The sequence below is a fragment of the Sulfurospirillum diekertiae genome, from assembly GCF_011769985.2.
Lineage (GTDB): Bacteria > Campylobacterota > Campylobacteria > Campylobacterales > Sulfurospirillaceae > Sulfurospirillum > Sulfurospirillum diekertiae.
This window is the reverse complement of sequence record NZ_CP039734.2, coordinates 1213674-1229223: the sequence shown is the minus strand read 5'-3', so window position 1 is coordinate 1229223 and position 15550 is coordinate 1213674. Positions and strand designations below refer to the sequence as shown.

The 15550-nt window shown below is 39.0% G+C and carries 15 protein-coding genes; 1 reads left to right on the top strand and 14 read right to left on the bottom strand.

Going from position 1 to position 15550, the window contains the following annotated elements; genetic code table 11:
* Window positions 1–13 precede the first annotated feature (13 nt).
* From FA584_RS06270 to mltG, 9 genes are all read right to left on the bottom strand, one after another.
* Window positions 14–571 (bottom strand): 2-oxoglutarate:acceptor oxidoreductase subunit OorC, encoded by a 558-nt coding sequence (locus FA584_RS06270; RefSeq protein ID WP_167750555.1) that lies wholly within the window; start codon window positions 569–571, stop codon window positions 14–16.
* Between the two features lie 10 nt (window positions 572–581).
* Window positions 582–1415 carry a 2-oxoglutarate ferredoxin oxidoreductase subunit beta gene (locus tag FA584_RS06265; RefSeq protein WP_096046595.1) on the bottom strand — a complete coding sequence of 278 codons (834 nt, stop codon included), beginning with the start codon at window positions 1413–1415 and terminating at the stop codon, window positions 582–584.
* Window positions 1415–2548 (bottom strand): 2-oxoglutarate synthase subunit alpha, encoded by a 1134-nt coding sequence (locus tag FA584_RS06260; RefSeq protein WP_096046594.1) that lies wholly within the window; start codon window positions 2546–2548, stop codon window positions 1415–1417. Before FA584_RS06260 ends, FA584_RS06265 begins: the two co-directional genes overlap by 1 nt.
* A gap of 9 nt (window positions 2549–2557) precedes the next feature.
* The gene (locus tag FA584_RS06255; RefSeq protein WP_088437339.1) at window positions 2558–2875 is read right to left on the bottom strand and encodes a 4Fe-4S dicluster domain-containing protein; all 318 of its coding nucleotides are present in this window, start codon (window positions 2873–2875) and stop codon (window positions 2558–2560) included.
* 96 nt (window positions 2876–2971) lie between these two features.
* Window positions 2972–3844, bottom strand: coding sequence for a succinate--CoA ligase subunit alpha (gene sucD, locus FA584_RS06250; protein WP_087438581.1), 873 nt, complete (start codon window positions 3842–3844; stop codon window positions 2972–2974).
* A gap of 2 nt (window positions 3845–3846) precedes the next feature.
* Window positions 3847–5016 carry an ADP-forming succinate--CoA ligase subunit beta gene (gene sucC / locus FA584_RS06245; protein WP_167750554.1) on the bottom strand — a complete coding sequence of 390 codons (1170 nt, stop codon included), beginning with the start codon at window positions 5014–5016 and terminating at the stop codon, window positions 3847–3849.
* A gap of 123 nt (window positions 5017–5139) precedes the next feature.
* Window positions 5140–6093 (bottom strand): malate dehydrogenase, encoded by a 954-nt coding sequence (gene mdh, locus FA584_RS06240; RefSeq protein ID WP_087438580.1) that lies wholly within the window; start codon window positions 6091–6093, stop codon window positions 5140–5142.
* Between the two features lie 31 nt (window positions 6094–6124).
* The gene (locus tag FA584_RS06235; RefSeq protein ID WP_167750553.1) at window positions 6125–8362 is read right to left on the bottom strand and encodes an NADP-dependent isocitrate dehydrogenase; all 2238 of its coding nucleotides are present in this window, start codon (window positions 8360–8362) and stop codon (window positions 6125–6127) included.
* 73 nt (window positions 8363–8435) lie between these two features.
* Entirely contained in the window at window positions 8436–9227 is a 792-nt protein-coding gene (mltG, locus tag FA584_RS06230; RefSeq protein WP_245394679.1) for an endolytic transglycosylase MltG, read from the bottom strand.
* A gap of 91 nt (window positions 9228–9318) precedes the next feature.
* Between mltG and FA584_RS06225 the strand changes: the two genes are divergently transcribed.
* Complete coding sequence (locus FA584_RS06225; protein WP_167750551.1) at window positions 9319–11880, top strand: YhdP family protein; 2562 nt, start codon at window positions 9319–9321, stop codon at window positions 11878–11880.
* Here FA584_RS06225 and FA584_RS06220 read toward each other — a convergent pair.
* From FA584_RS06220 to hypD, 5 genes are all read right to left on the bottom strand, one after another.
* The gene (locus tag FA584_RS06220; protein WP_087438578.1) at window positions 11873–12508 is read right to left on the bottom strand and encodes an HAD family hydrolase; all 636 of its coding nucleotides are present in this window, start codon (window positions 12506–12508) and stop codon (window positions 11873–11875) included. The two genes, FA584_RS06225 and FA584_RS06220, sit on opposite strands and share 8 nt — an antisense overlap.
* A gap of 5 nt (window positions 12509–12513) precedes the next feature.
* On the bottom strand, window positions 12514–13014 hold the full coding sequence (locus FA584_RS06215; protein WP_087438577.1) for a GNAT family N-acetyltransferase: 501 nt from the start codon (window positions 13012–13014) through the stop codon (window positions 12514–12516).
* A gap of 78 nt (window positions 13015–13092) precedes the next feature.
* Window positions 13093–13434 carry a hydrogenase maturation nickel metallochaperone HypA gene (hypA, locus tag FA584_RS06210; RefSeq protein WP_167750550.1) on the bottom strand — a complete coding sequence of 114 codons (342 nt, stop codon included), beginning with the start codon at window positions 13432–13434 and terminating at the stop codon, window positions 13093–13095.
* A complete protein-coding gene (gene hypE / locus FA584_RS06205; RefSeq protein ID WP_167750549.1) occupies window positions 13434–14438 on the bottom strand; it encodes a hydrogenase expression/formation protein HypE in 1005 nt (334 codons plus the stop codon). The genes hypA and hypE overlap by 1 nt, the downstream gene beginning before the upstream one ends.
* Window positions 14435–15550: a hydrogenase formation protein HypD gene (gene hypD / locus FA584_RS06200; protein WP_167750714.1), complete on the bottom strand. Its 1116-nt coding sequence runs from the start codon at window positions 15548–15550 to the stop codon at window positions 14435–14437. Before hypD ends, hypE begins: the two co-directional genes overlap by 4 nt.

Sequence of the window (15550 nt, the reverse complement as noted above, 5' to 3'; positions counted from 1 at the left end):
AGAGCTTAAAGTTTTAAAGTGTCGCAAGCGCTTCTTTGGCGTATTTAATACCAAGTTCATACGCTTTAATATTATCAGCATGAACTTTTTCTGGTACTTTAGAAAGCATTACATCACGGACTAAATCATGGGCTAACACTTTTGTCATTTCAACGGTAATGGAAAGTGCCACAACCGATTGGGTGATAACATTGCCAACCTCTTCTTTTGCAATCGTAATAATAGGAATTTCAACGATCTTCCATTTTTTACGATCTTCCTCATTGACAGTCACCAAGTTTGGTTCTACAACGATAATAGCACCTGGTTTTACACCACTTTTAAAGTGATTGAAGCTGACTTGCGCTGTAGCGATCATAAACTCAATCTCACCCTCATTGGCATACGGAAAAAGGATTTCACTCTCGTCAAGCAAGATATCAACTTTTGTTGGTCCGCCACGCACTTGAGAGGTATACGTTGATGCTTTGACACCATAACCGCCCTCTTTAATCTTTGCAACTGCTAAAATCTCACCCGCCAAGATAACACCCTGACCACCAACGCCAACGAAACGTAATTGTCTTCTCATCAGGGGCTCCTTATAGCTGTACTGTGGTTTTATTTTGTGCTGCATAAATGACTTTGTCATATGCAGCACAGTATTCGAGTTTGCCCTCTTCTTGTTTGAGGATACCTGTTGGGAATTTATCCACACGCTCTTCATCGCTTAAAAGGTCAAACTTTTTCTTACCCACAATGCGACCTTCAATCCATTTAAGATTTTGGACTGCTTCACCCATTTTGTTTTTACGTCCAAGGTTGATGTGACAGTTAGAGAATATATCAAAGAAAGAGTAACCTTTATGAGAAAAACCTGCGACCAAAACTTTTTCCAATTTTTGTGGATCAAGAACGGATTCACGAGCAACAAATGTAGCGCCTGCTGCATCGGCAAGGCGTGCTGCATCAAACGTTGGGTCAACATTACCATAGTTTGCTGTGGCTGTCCACATACCTTGTGGTGTGGTTGGACTCGTTTGAGAATTGGTCAAACCGTAAATAAAGTTGTTAATTAAAACATGGTTAAGATCAATATTTCTTCGACAGCCATGAATCGTATGGTTACCACCAATGGCGAGACCATCGCCGTCACCCGTAACAACAATGACATGTTTTTCAGGATTGGCAAGTTTAATACCCGTTGCATACGCAATGGCACGACCATGCGTTGTATGAACGGTATTACAATCAATGTAAGAACTAAAACGTCCACTACAACCAATACCTGAAACAATACAGACATCATTCATATCCCAACCCATTGTATCGATTGCACGAATAACAGATTTTAGAATAACACCATCACCACAACCCCAACACCATAAGGTTGGCATTTTATCTACACGTAGATATTTATCGTAATTAAATGCCATTACATCATCTCCTTAACTTTAGCAACCATTTCAAGGGGAGCGATTGGACGACCGTTTGCTTTATGCAATGTCGCAAAATCATCTCGTTTCATAACACGCTCAATCTCTTCTAAATATTGTCCCATGTTGAGTTCGGTTACCATAATTTTTTTGAATTTTTTACCAATTTCTTGTAGTTTTGCAACCGGGCTTGGCCAAAGTGTAATCGGTCTAAAAAGACCTGCTTTGATGCCATCTTGACGAAGTTTCATCACCGCTTCTTTTGCCCCTCGAGAGATACTACCATACGCAATAATACAGACATCCGCATCTTCAAGCATAAACTCTTCATAATGAACAAGATCATCTGTTTTAGTCTTGATTTTATTGACTAAACGCTCAATATTATACTCACAAATCGTACCATCTTCCGTTGGAAAACCCATTTCCCCATGATGTAAACCTGTAACATGGTAATGGTACCCTTTAAAGAAAGGATTTAAAACCGCAGGCTCTGTTGGAGCAGCTGCATAAGGTTTATAATCTTTTGGATCACCTGTAAATTCGGCACGTTTAACCACACTTTTCTCAATTTCTGCAAGATCAGGAAGAATTGCTTTTCCATGCATATGTCCGAGCGTTTCATCCAAAAGAACAAAAACAGGTGTCATGTATTTTTCAGCAATGTTAAATGCTCTAATCGTTTCAGTATAGGCTTCCTCTAAACTACCAGGGCAAAGTGAAATAGAAGCAAAATCACCATGTGTTGGGTATTTTGCTTGACCAATATCCGCTTGAGAAACACGCGTTGGAAGACCCGTTGAAGGACCACCACGCATAACATTAACGATTACCAAAGGAACTTCCGTGATAAAACTGTAACCAATTTGCTCTGATTTGAGGGAAATTCCTGGGCCTGATGAAGCAGTCATTGACTTGGTTCCACTCATTGAAGCACCAAGTGCTACACAGATACCAGCTATCTCATCTTCCATTTGGATAAATTTTCCACCAAATTTTGGAAGCAGTTTACTCAAATCCTCAGCAATTTCACTCGAAGGCGTAATTGGATAGCCTCCAAAAAATTTACATCCACATTCTACTGCAGCTTTTGCTACTAAGGCATTGCCGCTTGATATTACTTCTCTTGCCATCAATGATCCTTATGCGCTAAGTTTTCTAAATTTATTTTGTTTCACTTTTTCAGCTCTCTCTTTAGAGGCTTCTGAAAGCTTCGCAAACTTAAATTCACTTTTATCTGCTACATAGATAGCAAAATCTGGACAATGTAATTCACAATCTTTACATCCAATACAGGAATCTGGAGCTACAACCTCTATCATTGATCCCAATGTCGAGTTAGGTGCTTGAATCATTCCCAAAACACCTGCTGGACACATACTGACACAAATATCACACGCTTTACACCTAGAGACATTAACCCATACTGGTGTATTACTGGGTGCAGTAATTAAACCCATTCTTCATTCTCCTTTATCTTAACTCTAAATATCAAATGCTTAGTAAAAGACTTTACTAGATTGTACAATAGTGTAACATCTAGCAGACTTAATGTATTATTTTTTCAAAACCTCTGCGATCTTTTTCCCGATCTCAGCAGGTGATTTGACGACATGAACTCCTGCTTTTGTAAGCGCATCCATTTTTTCTGCTGCTGTTCCAGCACTACCGCTTACAATCGCACCGGCATGTCCCATACGTTTACCTTTTGGTGCAGTTTGACCCGCAATAAAAGCAACGACAGGCTTTTTAATGTGCTCTTTAATAAATTTTGCTGCTTGAATTTCAAGATCGCCTCCGATCTCACCGATCATAACGATCGCTTCCGTCTCAGGATCTGCTTCAAACAGTGGAAGAAGTTGCAAGTAGGAAAGTCCAATAATAGGATCACCGCCAATACCTACAGCGGTAGTAATACCAAAGCCTTCATTACACACTTGGTTTGCACCTTCATAAGTCAATGTACCTGATTTACTAATCAAGCCAATATTCCCTTTTTTGAAAATAGAACCTGGCATAATGCCGATTTTACACTCTTCAGCCGTGATAATTCCTGGACAGTTTGGTCCAATGGTTTTCATCCCTTTTTTAACGGCATACGCTTTGGCTCTTTGCATATCACGAACAGGTGAACCTTCTGTAATAATGACAGAGAGTTCAATACCTGCATCGGCCGCTTCTAAAACTGCGTCCCCAACAAAGGCAGGTGGAACAAATACCATACTAACAGTTGCACCAGTTGCTAAAACAGCTTCACGTACTGTATTAAACACAGGTTGACCCAAATGTTCTGTGCCACCTTTGCCCGGTGTTACACCGCCAACGATTTTCGTACCATACGCCAAACACTGTTCAGCATGAAAGCTACCCTCTTTACCCGTAAAACCTTGAACAATTACTTTTGTATTTTTATCAATCAATATGCTCATAATTAGTTTCCTTTAGCACACGCAACGGCTTTAATTGCGCCATCGTTAAGATCAGTTGCCGTAATAATATTTTTGATGTTGGCATTTTTAAGAATTTCAGCGGCTTCTTTTGCATTTGTACCATCCAATCTAACGATCACAGGAACGTGAACATCGACCAGTTTCGTTGCTTCCAAGATACCATTGGCAATACGGTCACAGCGTACAATACCACCAAAGATATTGACAAAGATTGATTTGACGTTTGGATCTTTAAGAATGATTTCAAAGCCTTTAGCAACGGTTTGAGCATTCGCTCCGCCGCCCACGTCGAGGAAGTTTGCAGGAGTGCCTCCCACGTAGTTAATTGTATCCATCGTACCCATCGCAAGACCAGCACCATTGACCATACAACCAACATTACCATCGAGTTTAACGTAGCTCAATCCATACCCTGAAGCTTCACGCTCTATGGGATTTTCTTCACTTGGATCGCGCATTGCTTCAATGTCAGGATGTCGGAAGAGCGAGTTATCATCAAAACCCATCTTGCCATCCAATGCGATAAATGCACCACTTTTTGTTTTAACCAAAGGGTTAATTTCGATCATCTCTGCATCATTTTCCATATACACTTTGTAGAGTGCTGCTGCAAATTTAATAAAATTGCTGATCTCTTCTTTTGCAAGCCTTAAACCATAAGCAAGTTCTCTGCCATGAAAGGCTTGAAAACCGATAAATGGATCAACGGCTACTTTAATAATTTTTTCAGGAGTTGCTGCTGCAACTTTTTCAATCTCCATACCACCTTCGCGTGATGCCATAATCACTGGCATTTCACGAGCGCGATCCAAGACAATTCCAAGATAAAGCTCATCAGCAATCTCAGCACCTTCTTCAATGTAGACTTTTTGAACCAGTTTGCCCGCAGGTCCAGTCTGATGTGTGACCAAAGTCATACCAAGAATTTCATTTGCAAGTGTTTTCACTTCATCCAGGCTTCGGGCGAGTTTTACACCACCACCAAGACCACGTCCACCTGCGTGAATTTGAGCTTTTACCACCCAAATAGAACCACCAAGTTTCTTTGCGTTTTCTACAGCCTCTTCAACGTTAAAGGCGACATAGCCGTTGGGTGTGGGAACATTGTATCTCTTAAAGATCTCTTTTGCCTGATACTCATGAATATTCATAAAACCTCCCTGCTTGACTTAATTTAAACTTTCGATTCCAAGACTCTATAGTTATCTGAACATCATAATCAATAAAAAACTCAACTATATCTTTTTTTTGTCTCTCGTTTAAGTTATAAAATTCTATTTGACGGGGAAAAACTCATTTTTACGTAAAGTTTCTAATAAAACATTAACGGAATTCACACTTTTTGCAAATTGATGTTGTTCATTTAAATTGAGTGGTAATTCTACAATTTCTTCGACACCATTTGAGCCCAAAACAACGGGTACACCGTTAACGGTATCATGGTAGCCATACTCACCATCCAGTAAGACAGCACAAGGGAAAACAGCACGTGAATCACTCAAAATAGCTTCAATCATCTTGACAGTTGAGTTAGCGGGGGCATAATAAGCTGATGTTCCCATATAACCCACAATTTCTGCTCCACCATGACGTGTTTTATCAATAATCTCATCAATTTCAAGATCACTGAGTAAATCCGTAAGCGCTACACCGTTGACAGAAGAGTAACGAGGTAGTGGAACCATATCATCACCATGTCCCCCCATAACACTTGCCGTTACTTGACCGTAACCAAATCCAAGTTTTCGTGAAATAAATGTTTCCATCCGAGAACTGTCTAAAATACCTGCCATACCGATAACACGCCCACGTGGATAGTTACCTGCTTTAATAGCAACATAGGTAATGGCATCTAATGGATTAGAAACGGTGATGACAATGGCATCTGGCGAATAAATTTTTACTTGTTCAATGATACCTTTGGTAATTTTCGCGTTAATCATTAACAAATCATCTCTGCTCATACCAGGCTTTCTTGGACTGCCTGCAGTAATAACCACAATATCACTGTTTGAAATATGCTGATAATCGCTTGAGGCACTAATAAGTGTATGGCTACCCTCAGGACTCGTCGCTTGAGAAATGTCAAGGGCCTTACCAATGGCAACACCCTCAACAAGGTCTATCATCACAATTTCGCGACAACTTTTACGCATCGCGAGCCAATAGCAAATCGTTGCTCCAACATTTCCTGCTCCGATAATAGAGACTTTTTTTCCTTGTGACAATGAGACTCCTTCTTTACATGTAAATCAAAAATTACGCTTTGAGCTCACCCAAAGCTTTATTTAACGTTGCACTAGGACGCATCGCTTGGCTCGTTTTTTCAAAATTCGGGATATAGTATCCACCCATATCAACAGGCTTACCTTGGACAGCATTGAGCTCATGAATAATTTTTTGCTCATTGGCTTTGAATGTCTCAGCGAGTGGTTTAAACTGCGCTGCAAGCTCTTTATCATCATTTTGCGCAGCCAATGCTTCTGCCCAATACATTGCTAAATAAAAATGGCTACCACGATTGTCTAACTCACCTACTTTTGACGATGGTGATTTGTTGTTATCTAAAAACTTACCAGTGGCAGCATCGAGTGTTTTTGCCAAAATAGAAGCTTTTTTATTGCCAACAACGTTATCAAGGTGTTCAAGTGAAGCGGTTAATGCCATAAATTCACCGAGTGAATCCCAACGCAAATGATCTTCTTCGATAAATTGTTGCACGTGTTTAGGAGCCGAACCACCAGCACCCGTTTCAAATAAGCCACCGCCACTCATGAGAGGAACAATAGAGAGCATTTTAGCCGATGTTCCTACTTCTAAGATAGGGAAAAGATCGGTGAGATAATCGCGTAAAACGTTACCTGTCACTGCAATTGTGTCTAACCCTTTTACAATACGTGCAAGGGAAACATTAATTGCCTCTTCTGGTGTCATAATTTTAATGTCAAGATCTTTAAGATCGTATTCTTTGAGGTATTTTTCAACTTTTTTAATCATCTCTCTATCATGTGCACGAACGGGATCGAGCCAGAAAATAGCGGGTGTTTTACTGAGTCGTGAACGATTGATAGCCAGTTTTACCCAATCACGAATCGGTGCATCTTTTGCTTGGCATGCACGGTAAATATCACCTTTTTCAACACTGTGTTCCATCAACACATTTCCATTAGCGGTATCTACAATACGAACAACACCATCAGCTTCGCATTGAAACGTTTTATCGTGAGAGCCATACTCTTCTGCTTTTTGTGCCATTAAGCCAACATTAGGAACTGAACCCATTGTTTTAGGGTCAAGTGCACCATTTTTCTTGCAAAAATTCATGGTTTCTTCATATATGCGTGCATAGCAGCGATCAGGAATGAGTGCTTTGGTATCGTGTAAAGCTCCATCTTCGCCCCACATTTTGCCAGACTCGCGAATACATGCTGGCATAGATGCATCAATGATCACATCGCTTGGTACATGTAAATTGGTAATGCCTTTCTCAGAATTAACCATTGCAAGTTTAGGACGTTTGGTATAGGTATTCATAATATCTGCTTCAATCGCCGCTTTTTGAGCTTCTGGAAGCGTAGCAATTTTGGTATAGAGATCACCTAGACCATTGTTGGCATTGACACCAATCTCTTTGAAAAGTGTGACATATTTTTCAAAAACATCTTTAAAAAACGCTTTCACTGCATAGCCAAACATAATCGGATCACTGACTTTCATCATGGTAGCTTTAAGATGTAACGAGAGAAGGATGCCACTTTTTTTAGCTTCGTCCATCTGTGCTTCAAAAAATGCTGAGAGCTTTTTATTGCTCATATACGTTCCATCAATGATTTCATCTTTTAAAAGAGCGAGTTTTTCTTTTAAGACGGTTGTTTTGCCATCTTTCCCTAAAAGCTCAATGCGCACAGTCATTGCTTCTGGTACCGTCACTGACTTTTCATTGCCATAAAAGTCACCCTCAGTCATATACGAAACATGAGAAGCAGAGTCACTGGTCCATTTTCCCATACGATGTGGATTTTTACGGGCATACTCTTTGACACATAATGGAGCACGTCTGTCTGAGTTTCCTTCACGAAGGACAGGATTTACTGCACTTCCAAGAACTTTGGCATAACGTGCTTTGATCTCTTTTTCAGCTTCACTGGAAGGATTTTCTGGGTAATTAGGAACATTATAACCTTTCTCTTGAAGCTCTTTAATGGCTGCTTGAAGTTGTGGTAAAGAGGCACTAATATTTGGCAGTTTAATAATATTGGCTTCTGGCTGATTAGCAAGCTTGCCTAAATACGTTAAATCGTCATTAACCTTTTGCGCTGCCGTTAGGTTTTCAGGAAAATTTGCCAAAATACGACCGGCCAATGAGATATCTCGGATTTCGATCTCAATGTTAGAACTTGCAGTAAATGCCTGAATAATCGGCAATAAAGAGTACGTCGCAAGAGCGGGAGCCTCATCGACTTTCGTATAGATGATTTTACTTGTTGGTTGAACCATAATTACCCCTTTTTTTAACTAGATTTTGTTAATGCTACCAGTTTCTTTATTTTGCTTTATTAAAGTTACGTCATTAATTTTTTATATTTTCCAAATGTGCCTCATAAGTCTGTGAGAATGTGTGTGTACCATTATTTTTATTTTTCACAAAATAGAGATAATTCGTCTGCTTTGGAAAAATAGCGGCGAAAATCGCCTCTTTACTGACACTGCACACAGGATTAGGTGGCAAACCTTTATACATATAAGTATTATACGGCGAAGTATCTTCACGAATACGCTGTGGTGTTATCTTTGTATGAGAATATTGCCCATAGTTTAGCGTACCATCCATTTGAAGCTTCATGTCTTTTTTAAGACGATTGTAGATAACCGATGAAATCAGAGGCATCTCTTCAGCATTGGCTGCCTCTTTTTGAATAATGGAAGCAATAATAAGAAACTTTTGCCATTTTGCTTCATTAAACTCACCAAAGATCTTTTCGAAAACATCTTTATGGTACTTTTTAGCATTGGCAAGTAAAAAATGCACCAGATGTTTTTCATTAATACCTACAGGAATATAGTAGGTATCCGGTACAAGGAATCCCTCAACATAAGGAGTTGCAAGGGCATATTCTTGCATTAATTTTTCGTAGGAGAGATCAAATGCAAGGGCAATTTGTACAAATAAAAGCTCCTTAGTCTCACCGGGAATGTATGTAACAACCTTTAACGGCGCTTTAGCATGAGAAAGTTTGTACAGAAAATCACCCCGAGTGAGGGGACTAGGATTGATACTCACCCACCCTGATTGGGGTTTACCAATAATATACAGAAGATATTTATCCACTTTATCATGTAGGTCAAAATTTTTATCGACCATATATGATATAATTTGCCCTATTGAGCCTTGTGGCACAAAAGCAACTGAGCTAGAAGTCATAGGTCTGGACAAGTGAAAGAGAAGTGAATACATGATTATTAAAGCAACATCACATACTATTAGGAATATTTGGATACTTTTACTATTCATAGTTCTTTCTGTCGTAGCATTAATTGGGACCTTAGTAAATGGCATTTCGATCGATAATCTAACATTACCAACGTTAAAAATTGATCAATTATATATTAAACTAGATAAAAAATTGATTGTGAATATCCAAACGCTTGAAATCAAGAAACAAACGCAAAATACGACATCCTTGGATGAGAGTGCTGAAATTATTAAAAATTTCCCGTACCTTGATCAATTTTTTAGTCAAATCATCATCGATAATTTGATCTATGAGAACGAAAAAATTAAACTACGCTACGAACAAAATACGTTTATTCTTGATAGTCAACATCTGAGTGTCAATCTTATTATTACGCCTGTTGCAAAGTGGAGCTTGGAAATTGAAATTCAAGAAGCATATCTGAAAGATTTGGCTTTACATGTAAAGGGAACCACCAAGATAGATCTTAAAAAGAAACAGTACTCTTTTGAAGGAGATTTTGAGACATTTGGACTTCAAGGTACTGCAATTCTCGATCTTAAAGATAAGCTTCTAACCTATCATTTACAAAGTGAACCCTTTAACAATAAAAATCTCAAAGATCTTATGGATTTTATTGTATCACAGGTTGAACTTGATCAGATTGCAAAAGACTGGATCGATAAAAACATTGTGGGGCAAGAGTATATTCTTCATTTTTTTGAAGGTCAATTCAATATTGAAACACTGGATTATTTTCCACAATCCATGCATGGAAGTGCAACGGTTAAAGATGCTGTCGTTAGCTTTGAACCAAGCGTTCCAGCAGCCCATGTCAAAGAGATTGGAATTGAATTTAAAAATGATAAACTTCTTTTTGACATTAAAGAACCAACTTATGAGCAAAAAGTCATTGATAAAGCAGACGTTTATATCTATAACCTCATTGCAAAAGGGACAGGTATAGTCGTTGATCTTACGGCTACATCGAAGCTTGATGCACCAATACATAAAATTTTACATGCTTTTAAAATTGATGTTCCTATCACTCAGACTTCTGGAAAAACAGATGCACATGTTAGACTTGATATTAAATTTCTTCCTTATGACATCAATGCAACAGGTACTTTCAAACTCTCTCCTAGCAACTTTATTTTAAGTGGCGTTCCCATGTCGACTAAAGCGGGAGAAGTCAAACTGGATAATTTTACTATTACACTTGATCATACCAATATGCGTTATAAAAACCTTTTTGATATTAATGCAACTGGTATTTTTGATGCAAAAAAGAGCCGCTATGATGGGTCTATTGATATTAATTCACTCTTCCTTGATTTTAGCGGTACAACACTGTTATCCTTTGCAAATCTTCTCAATCAAAAAGCCTCTATTGTCATTGAAAACAACACGACACAAATGCTTTTACCTGACCTTGATACGACGATTATGTTTGAAAAAGACAATAACCAATTCATTATCAATGATCTTTCTAAACTAGCAGACCATTCACCTTTTATGCAAAGTGGTTCGCTCAATCAAGGTTCAGTCCTTCTCAAAACAAAAGACTTTGAAAACTTTGATGCCAAAATCAATCTTCATAATGTTTCCACACCTCTTTTAGAAAACCGAGAGCCTATACGTGATTATGAAATTGCATTACAAACAAACACTAAAACACTGGATGCCAGCACAACAAACAATAAACTTTCACTTCATTTTGACAAAGATTTGACGTTACATGTAAAAGATCTTAATATCTCTCTACCCCATGGAGATGATCCTCTTAATATACCAATCAAGACTACTGTTTTTGGTGAAAACTCCTCCTTAATCGATACAGATAACAATAGAACCGTCTTGAGTGAGCGCTATACAATGACACTGTATAAAGATCGAGTTCATCTTAATTCAAAACGTGGCAAATCTTCTTTTGAATATGAGGAACAAAAAGGAAGCTTTGGTATCCAAGCGACGGCAATGGATGCGGATGCAGCTAATGCCCTTTTAAATAAACCTTATTTCCATCAAGGTGATTTTTCACTGACAATTGAAGGCAAAGATAGTAACACGATGAAAGGTACATTGATCATGCATAAAACATTTATCAAAGACCTTAAATTTTTCAATAATCTTATGGCTACGATCAATGCCATCCCTTCCCTACTTGTTTTTAATGATCCAAACTTTAATTCTGAAGGCTATTTTGTGGATAATGGTTATATAGAATATAATCAAACCAAAGAGGCATTACACGTTAAAGAGCTTCAACTTCGTGGATCGAATGCAGATATTGTAGGTGCAGGTACGGTCGATTTAAACACTAGCTCATTGGATCTTCAATTACAAATCAAGACACTTAAATCCTTTAGCTCTGCCATTGATATGATTCCTTTAGTGGGAGGTATTATATTGGGAGAAGATAAAAGAATTGCAACCAATGTCAATGTGACAGGACAAACAACAGATCCGAAGATTGAAACACATTTAATCATGGATACGATTAAAACACCTGTGCATATCCTCCAACGAACACTTGAATTGCCATTGGAGCTTTTTAAATAAACGTGTTAAGAAGTTTTAAAAGGTCATGAATAGTATGAGCACGAAGCTTTGCTGTTTCGCTTGTACCATAACCCCATAGCGCAAAAATAAAACGAATTCCAGCATTTGAGGCAGCAAGTTCGTCTTTGATGCTGTCCCCCACTAAAATAGTCTTGGAAGGGGCACTTCCTAACTCCTCCATCAAATGGTACACCATCAATGGACTTGGTTTTGGCTCAGCCACATTATTGGCACCCACAATACTCGAAAAATAATCAATGATGTTGAGTTCTTGAAGCATATGGCGTGCAAAAAAATCACTTGCATTCGTAGCAATACTCAAGTAGGCTTTTTCACTCAGAACATGCAATAGCTCTTCGACATCAGGATAGAGTGAAATCATACTGGGTGAAAAGTGCATGTAATGTTCTTTGAACAAAGCGCGATGTGCGGGATCGTATTCATCTGTATTGTAAAAAATCTTTGGTAGATGCTGATCAGGTTGGTTAATATAATACTCCAAATACTCTTTGGCAATAGGAGCAAGCCCTAGCGTATTACGCACATAATTGACACTGTGGGTCATTGCGGCACTAGAGTCAATCAAAGTACCATCCATATCAAAGATAATCGAAACTTCTTTTTTCATCGTCACTATTCTTGAATACGATGTCCAAGTATTAAAAGGTCTTTATCCATTCCTTCAATCGTAGCGATACGATTGAGATTACCCCATTCTTTAAACCCTAATTTTTTGAAAAGCTTCAAACTAGGTGTATTTTCAGAAAAAATAAGCGCTAAAAGTGTTTTAATTTCATAGCTTTTAGCTTGTTCAATCGCTTCACATAAAAATTGTTGTCCAAGCTTTTTACCTTGAAAATTTTTATCAATATAGATATTGATGCGAGCACTGTGTGCATAAGCCAACAAGTTGGCATAAAAAGGTTGTAAACTGATCCACGCAATAATACGACCATGATACTCTTTAACTAAGATTGGGTGTAAGGCATCGTGAGCCTTAAACCACTCTATCTTGTCTTCTACGCTCACCGTTTTGCTATCCGCAGTAGAAATACCATCTTTGATTGCCTCGTTATAGATCTTAATGATCTCAGGCAAATCTTCAAGGGTTGCATGTCGTAACTCATTTAGCATTGGCATCCTTAGTAAAGTTTTCGTGTAGAAACATAATATAGTATCATTGATTATACATTATGCACTCTTAGCCTCTCTTTACTCCATTTCAAGATGCATGAGGTACATCTCTTCTCCATCGATGACGCGTAAATCAGTGCTGTTACAAGTAGGGCAAACAAATTCATTGTGTGTGAGCGTTACTTCATTGTGACAATTCTCACAATGAATGACAATTTCTTGCAGATGAACGATAAATTCTGCCTCAGCACAAATGGTCTCTTCTTTAAAGGTATCAAATGCCGTTTGCAATAAATAGGGTTCAACACCACTGAGTTTTCCTATTTTAATTTCAACTTTAGTGATTTTTGTCGCATTATGCTCTTTTGCGTTTTTTTCGCACATCTCTAAAAGGGCGTTAACGATGGAAAACTCATGCATTAGCAAATCCTCGGAAGTAACTCACCTTTAGGTGGTTCTAAAAAGCGCTCTGACCCCCAAGGCGTATGTAAAACAACTTTACATGTAAAGGTGTTGCTCACCTTTCCTATCACGGCACATTTTGCTGTTTCAGGGAACTTTTTGAGGATCTCAAGTGCTTTTACTGCTTCACTTTGAGGCAAACAAATCACCATGGTTCCTTCATTGGCAAATTCATACGGTTCAAAACCGAGAAGCTCACAAACACCTTTGACCTCTTGCGCCACAGGAATTTTTGCCTCATCGACTTCGATGCACACCTTTGAAGTTTCAGCCCATTCATTCAAAACCGCACTGAGCCCTCCTCTCGTCGCATCCCTGAGCGCATGAATCTTCACACCTGCATCAATAAGCGCTTCAACAGGTTTCCATAAACTTGCACAATCGGTTTGAAGATCACTCTCCAGCTCTATCTCTTCGCGGGTTGCTAAGATACAGGCACCGTGATTGCCAATTTCATTAGAAACGATGATACAATCACCCTCTTCTAAGTTATGGGCAGAAATATTTTCATACATGATCTCACCAATACCAGCTGTGTTAATGAAAAGTCCATCAACCCCACCTTTTGGTACTACTTTGGTATCACCAGCAACAATTTTAACACCGCTTTTTGCCATCTCATCACGCATCGTGATAACAATCTCTTCAAGGTGAGAATATAAAAACCCCTCTTCAATCATAAAAGAACAGGTCATATAACGAGGCTTTGCCCCCATCATCGAAAGATCATTCACCGTTCCCGCAATCGCAAGCTTACCAATATTTCCACCCTTAAAAAAAAGCGGTGAAACAACAAAAGAGTCAGTTGTAAATGCAATTTTATGGTCATTCATCACAAGGCTTGCAGCATCTTCCATACGCAATAAAATTTCGTTATCAAAATGTTTAAAAAATAGCTCTTTAATAAGGTTTTGGGTCTCTTCACCGCCACCTCCGTGAGAGAGAAGTATCTTTTTGCTCACGCCCTTACTCCTTTGAGGTTTAATTTTCCATATTTAAAGTACGCCGAACACGCCCCTTCACTCGAAACCATGCATGAACCCATTGGATTCGTTGGGGTACAGGCTTTACCAAAGACCTTACAGTCAAACGGTTTAGCTCTACCTTTGAGAATATCACCGCAAATGCACATTTTATGGTCATTAAGTTCTGTTTTAGGCAACACTGCATCAAACACAATCTCAGCGTCAAAAGCAGCATATTCTGCTTTAAGCTTCAACGCACTTTTGGGGATATCACCAATACCACGCCATCTAAAGTGATCACGTTTTTCAAAATAAGTATTGATAAGCTCTTGCGCTTTGAGATTGCCTTCGCGTGAAACGGCTCTGGCATATTCATTGTCAACAACACTTGTGCCCTCATTCACTTGGCGCACAATGCGCAAAACCGACTCCATCACATCGGTGGGTTCAAACCCTGCAACTACGATTGGCGTGTGGTATTTTTCAGCGATCGGCTCATAGATTTTATACCCTGTGATGACACTCACATGCGAAGGTCCAAGAAACGCATCAATAAGGGCATTTCCATCTCCCATAATCGCCTCTACGGCTTCAGGCACGGTGACATGGTTGATGTGAAAAAAGACATTGGTCAGTTTATGGGCGATGGCTTGTTGCATCAAAACCGCACTCATCGGCGTTGTGGTTTCAAAACCAATGGCGAAAAAAACCACGTTTTTATCAGGATTTTCCTGCGCAATTTTAATGACATCCAACGGCGAATAAAGTGAACGTATATCTTTACCCTCGGCGCGAAGTTTTTGTAAAGAGGTTTTACTGCCTGGGACGCGTATCATATCGCCAAGCGTGGCTAAAATGGTATTGGGCATACTTGCTAATGCTATGGCATGATCAATCCGCTCTTTAGGCATAATGCACACTGGACATCCAGGGCCATGTACAAATTCGATCAAATCAGGTAAAATTTGAGAAAGTCCAAACTTCATAATCGTATGTGTATGACCGCCACACACTTCCATAATATTGATTTTGGATTTGCACTCTTTTTTAATGAGTGCCGCCAAGGCTTTCATATGCTCAGGGTCGCGAAATCCCTCAATGAGATCCAC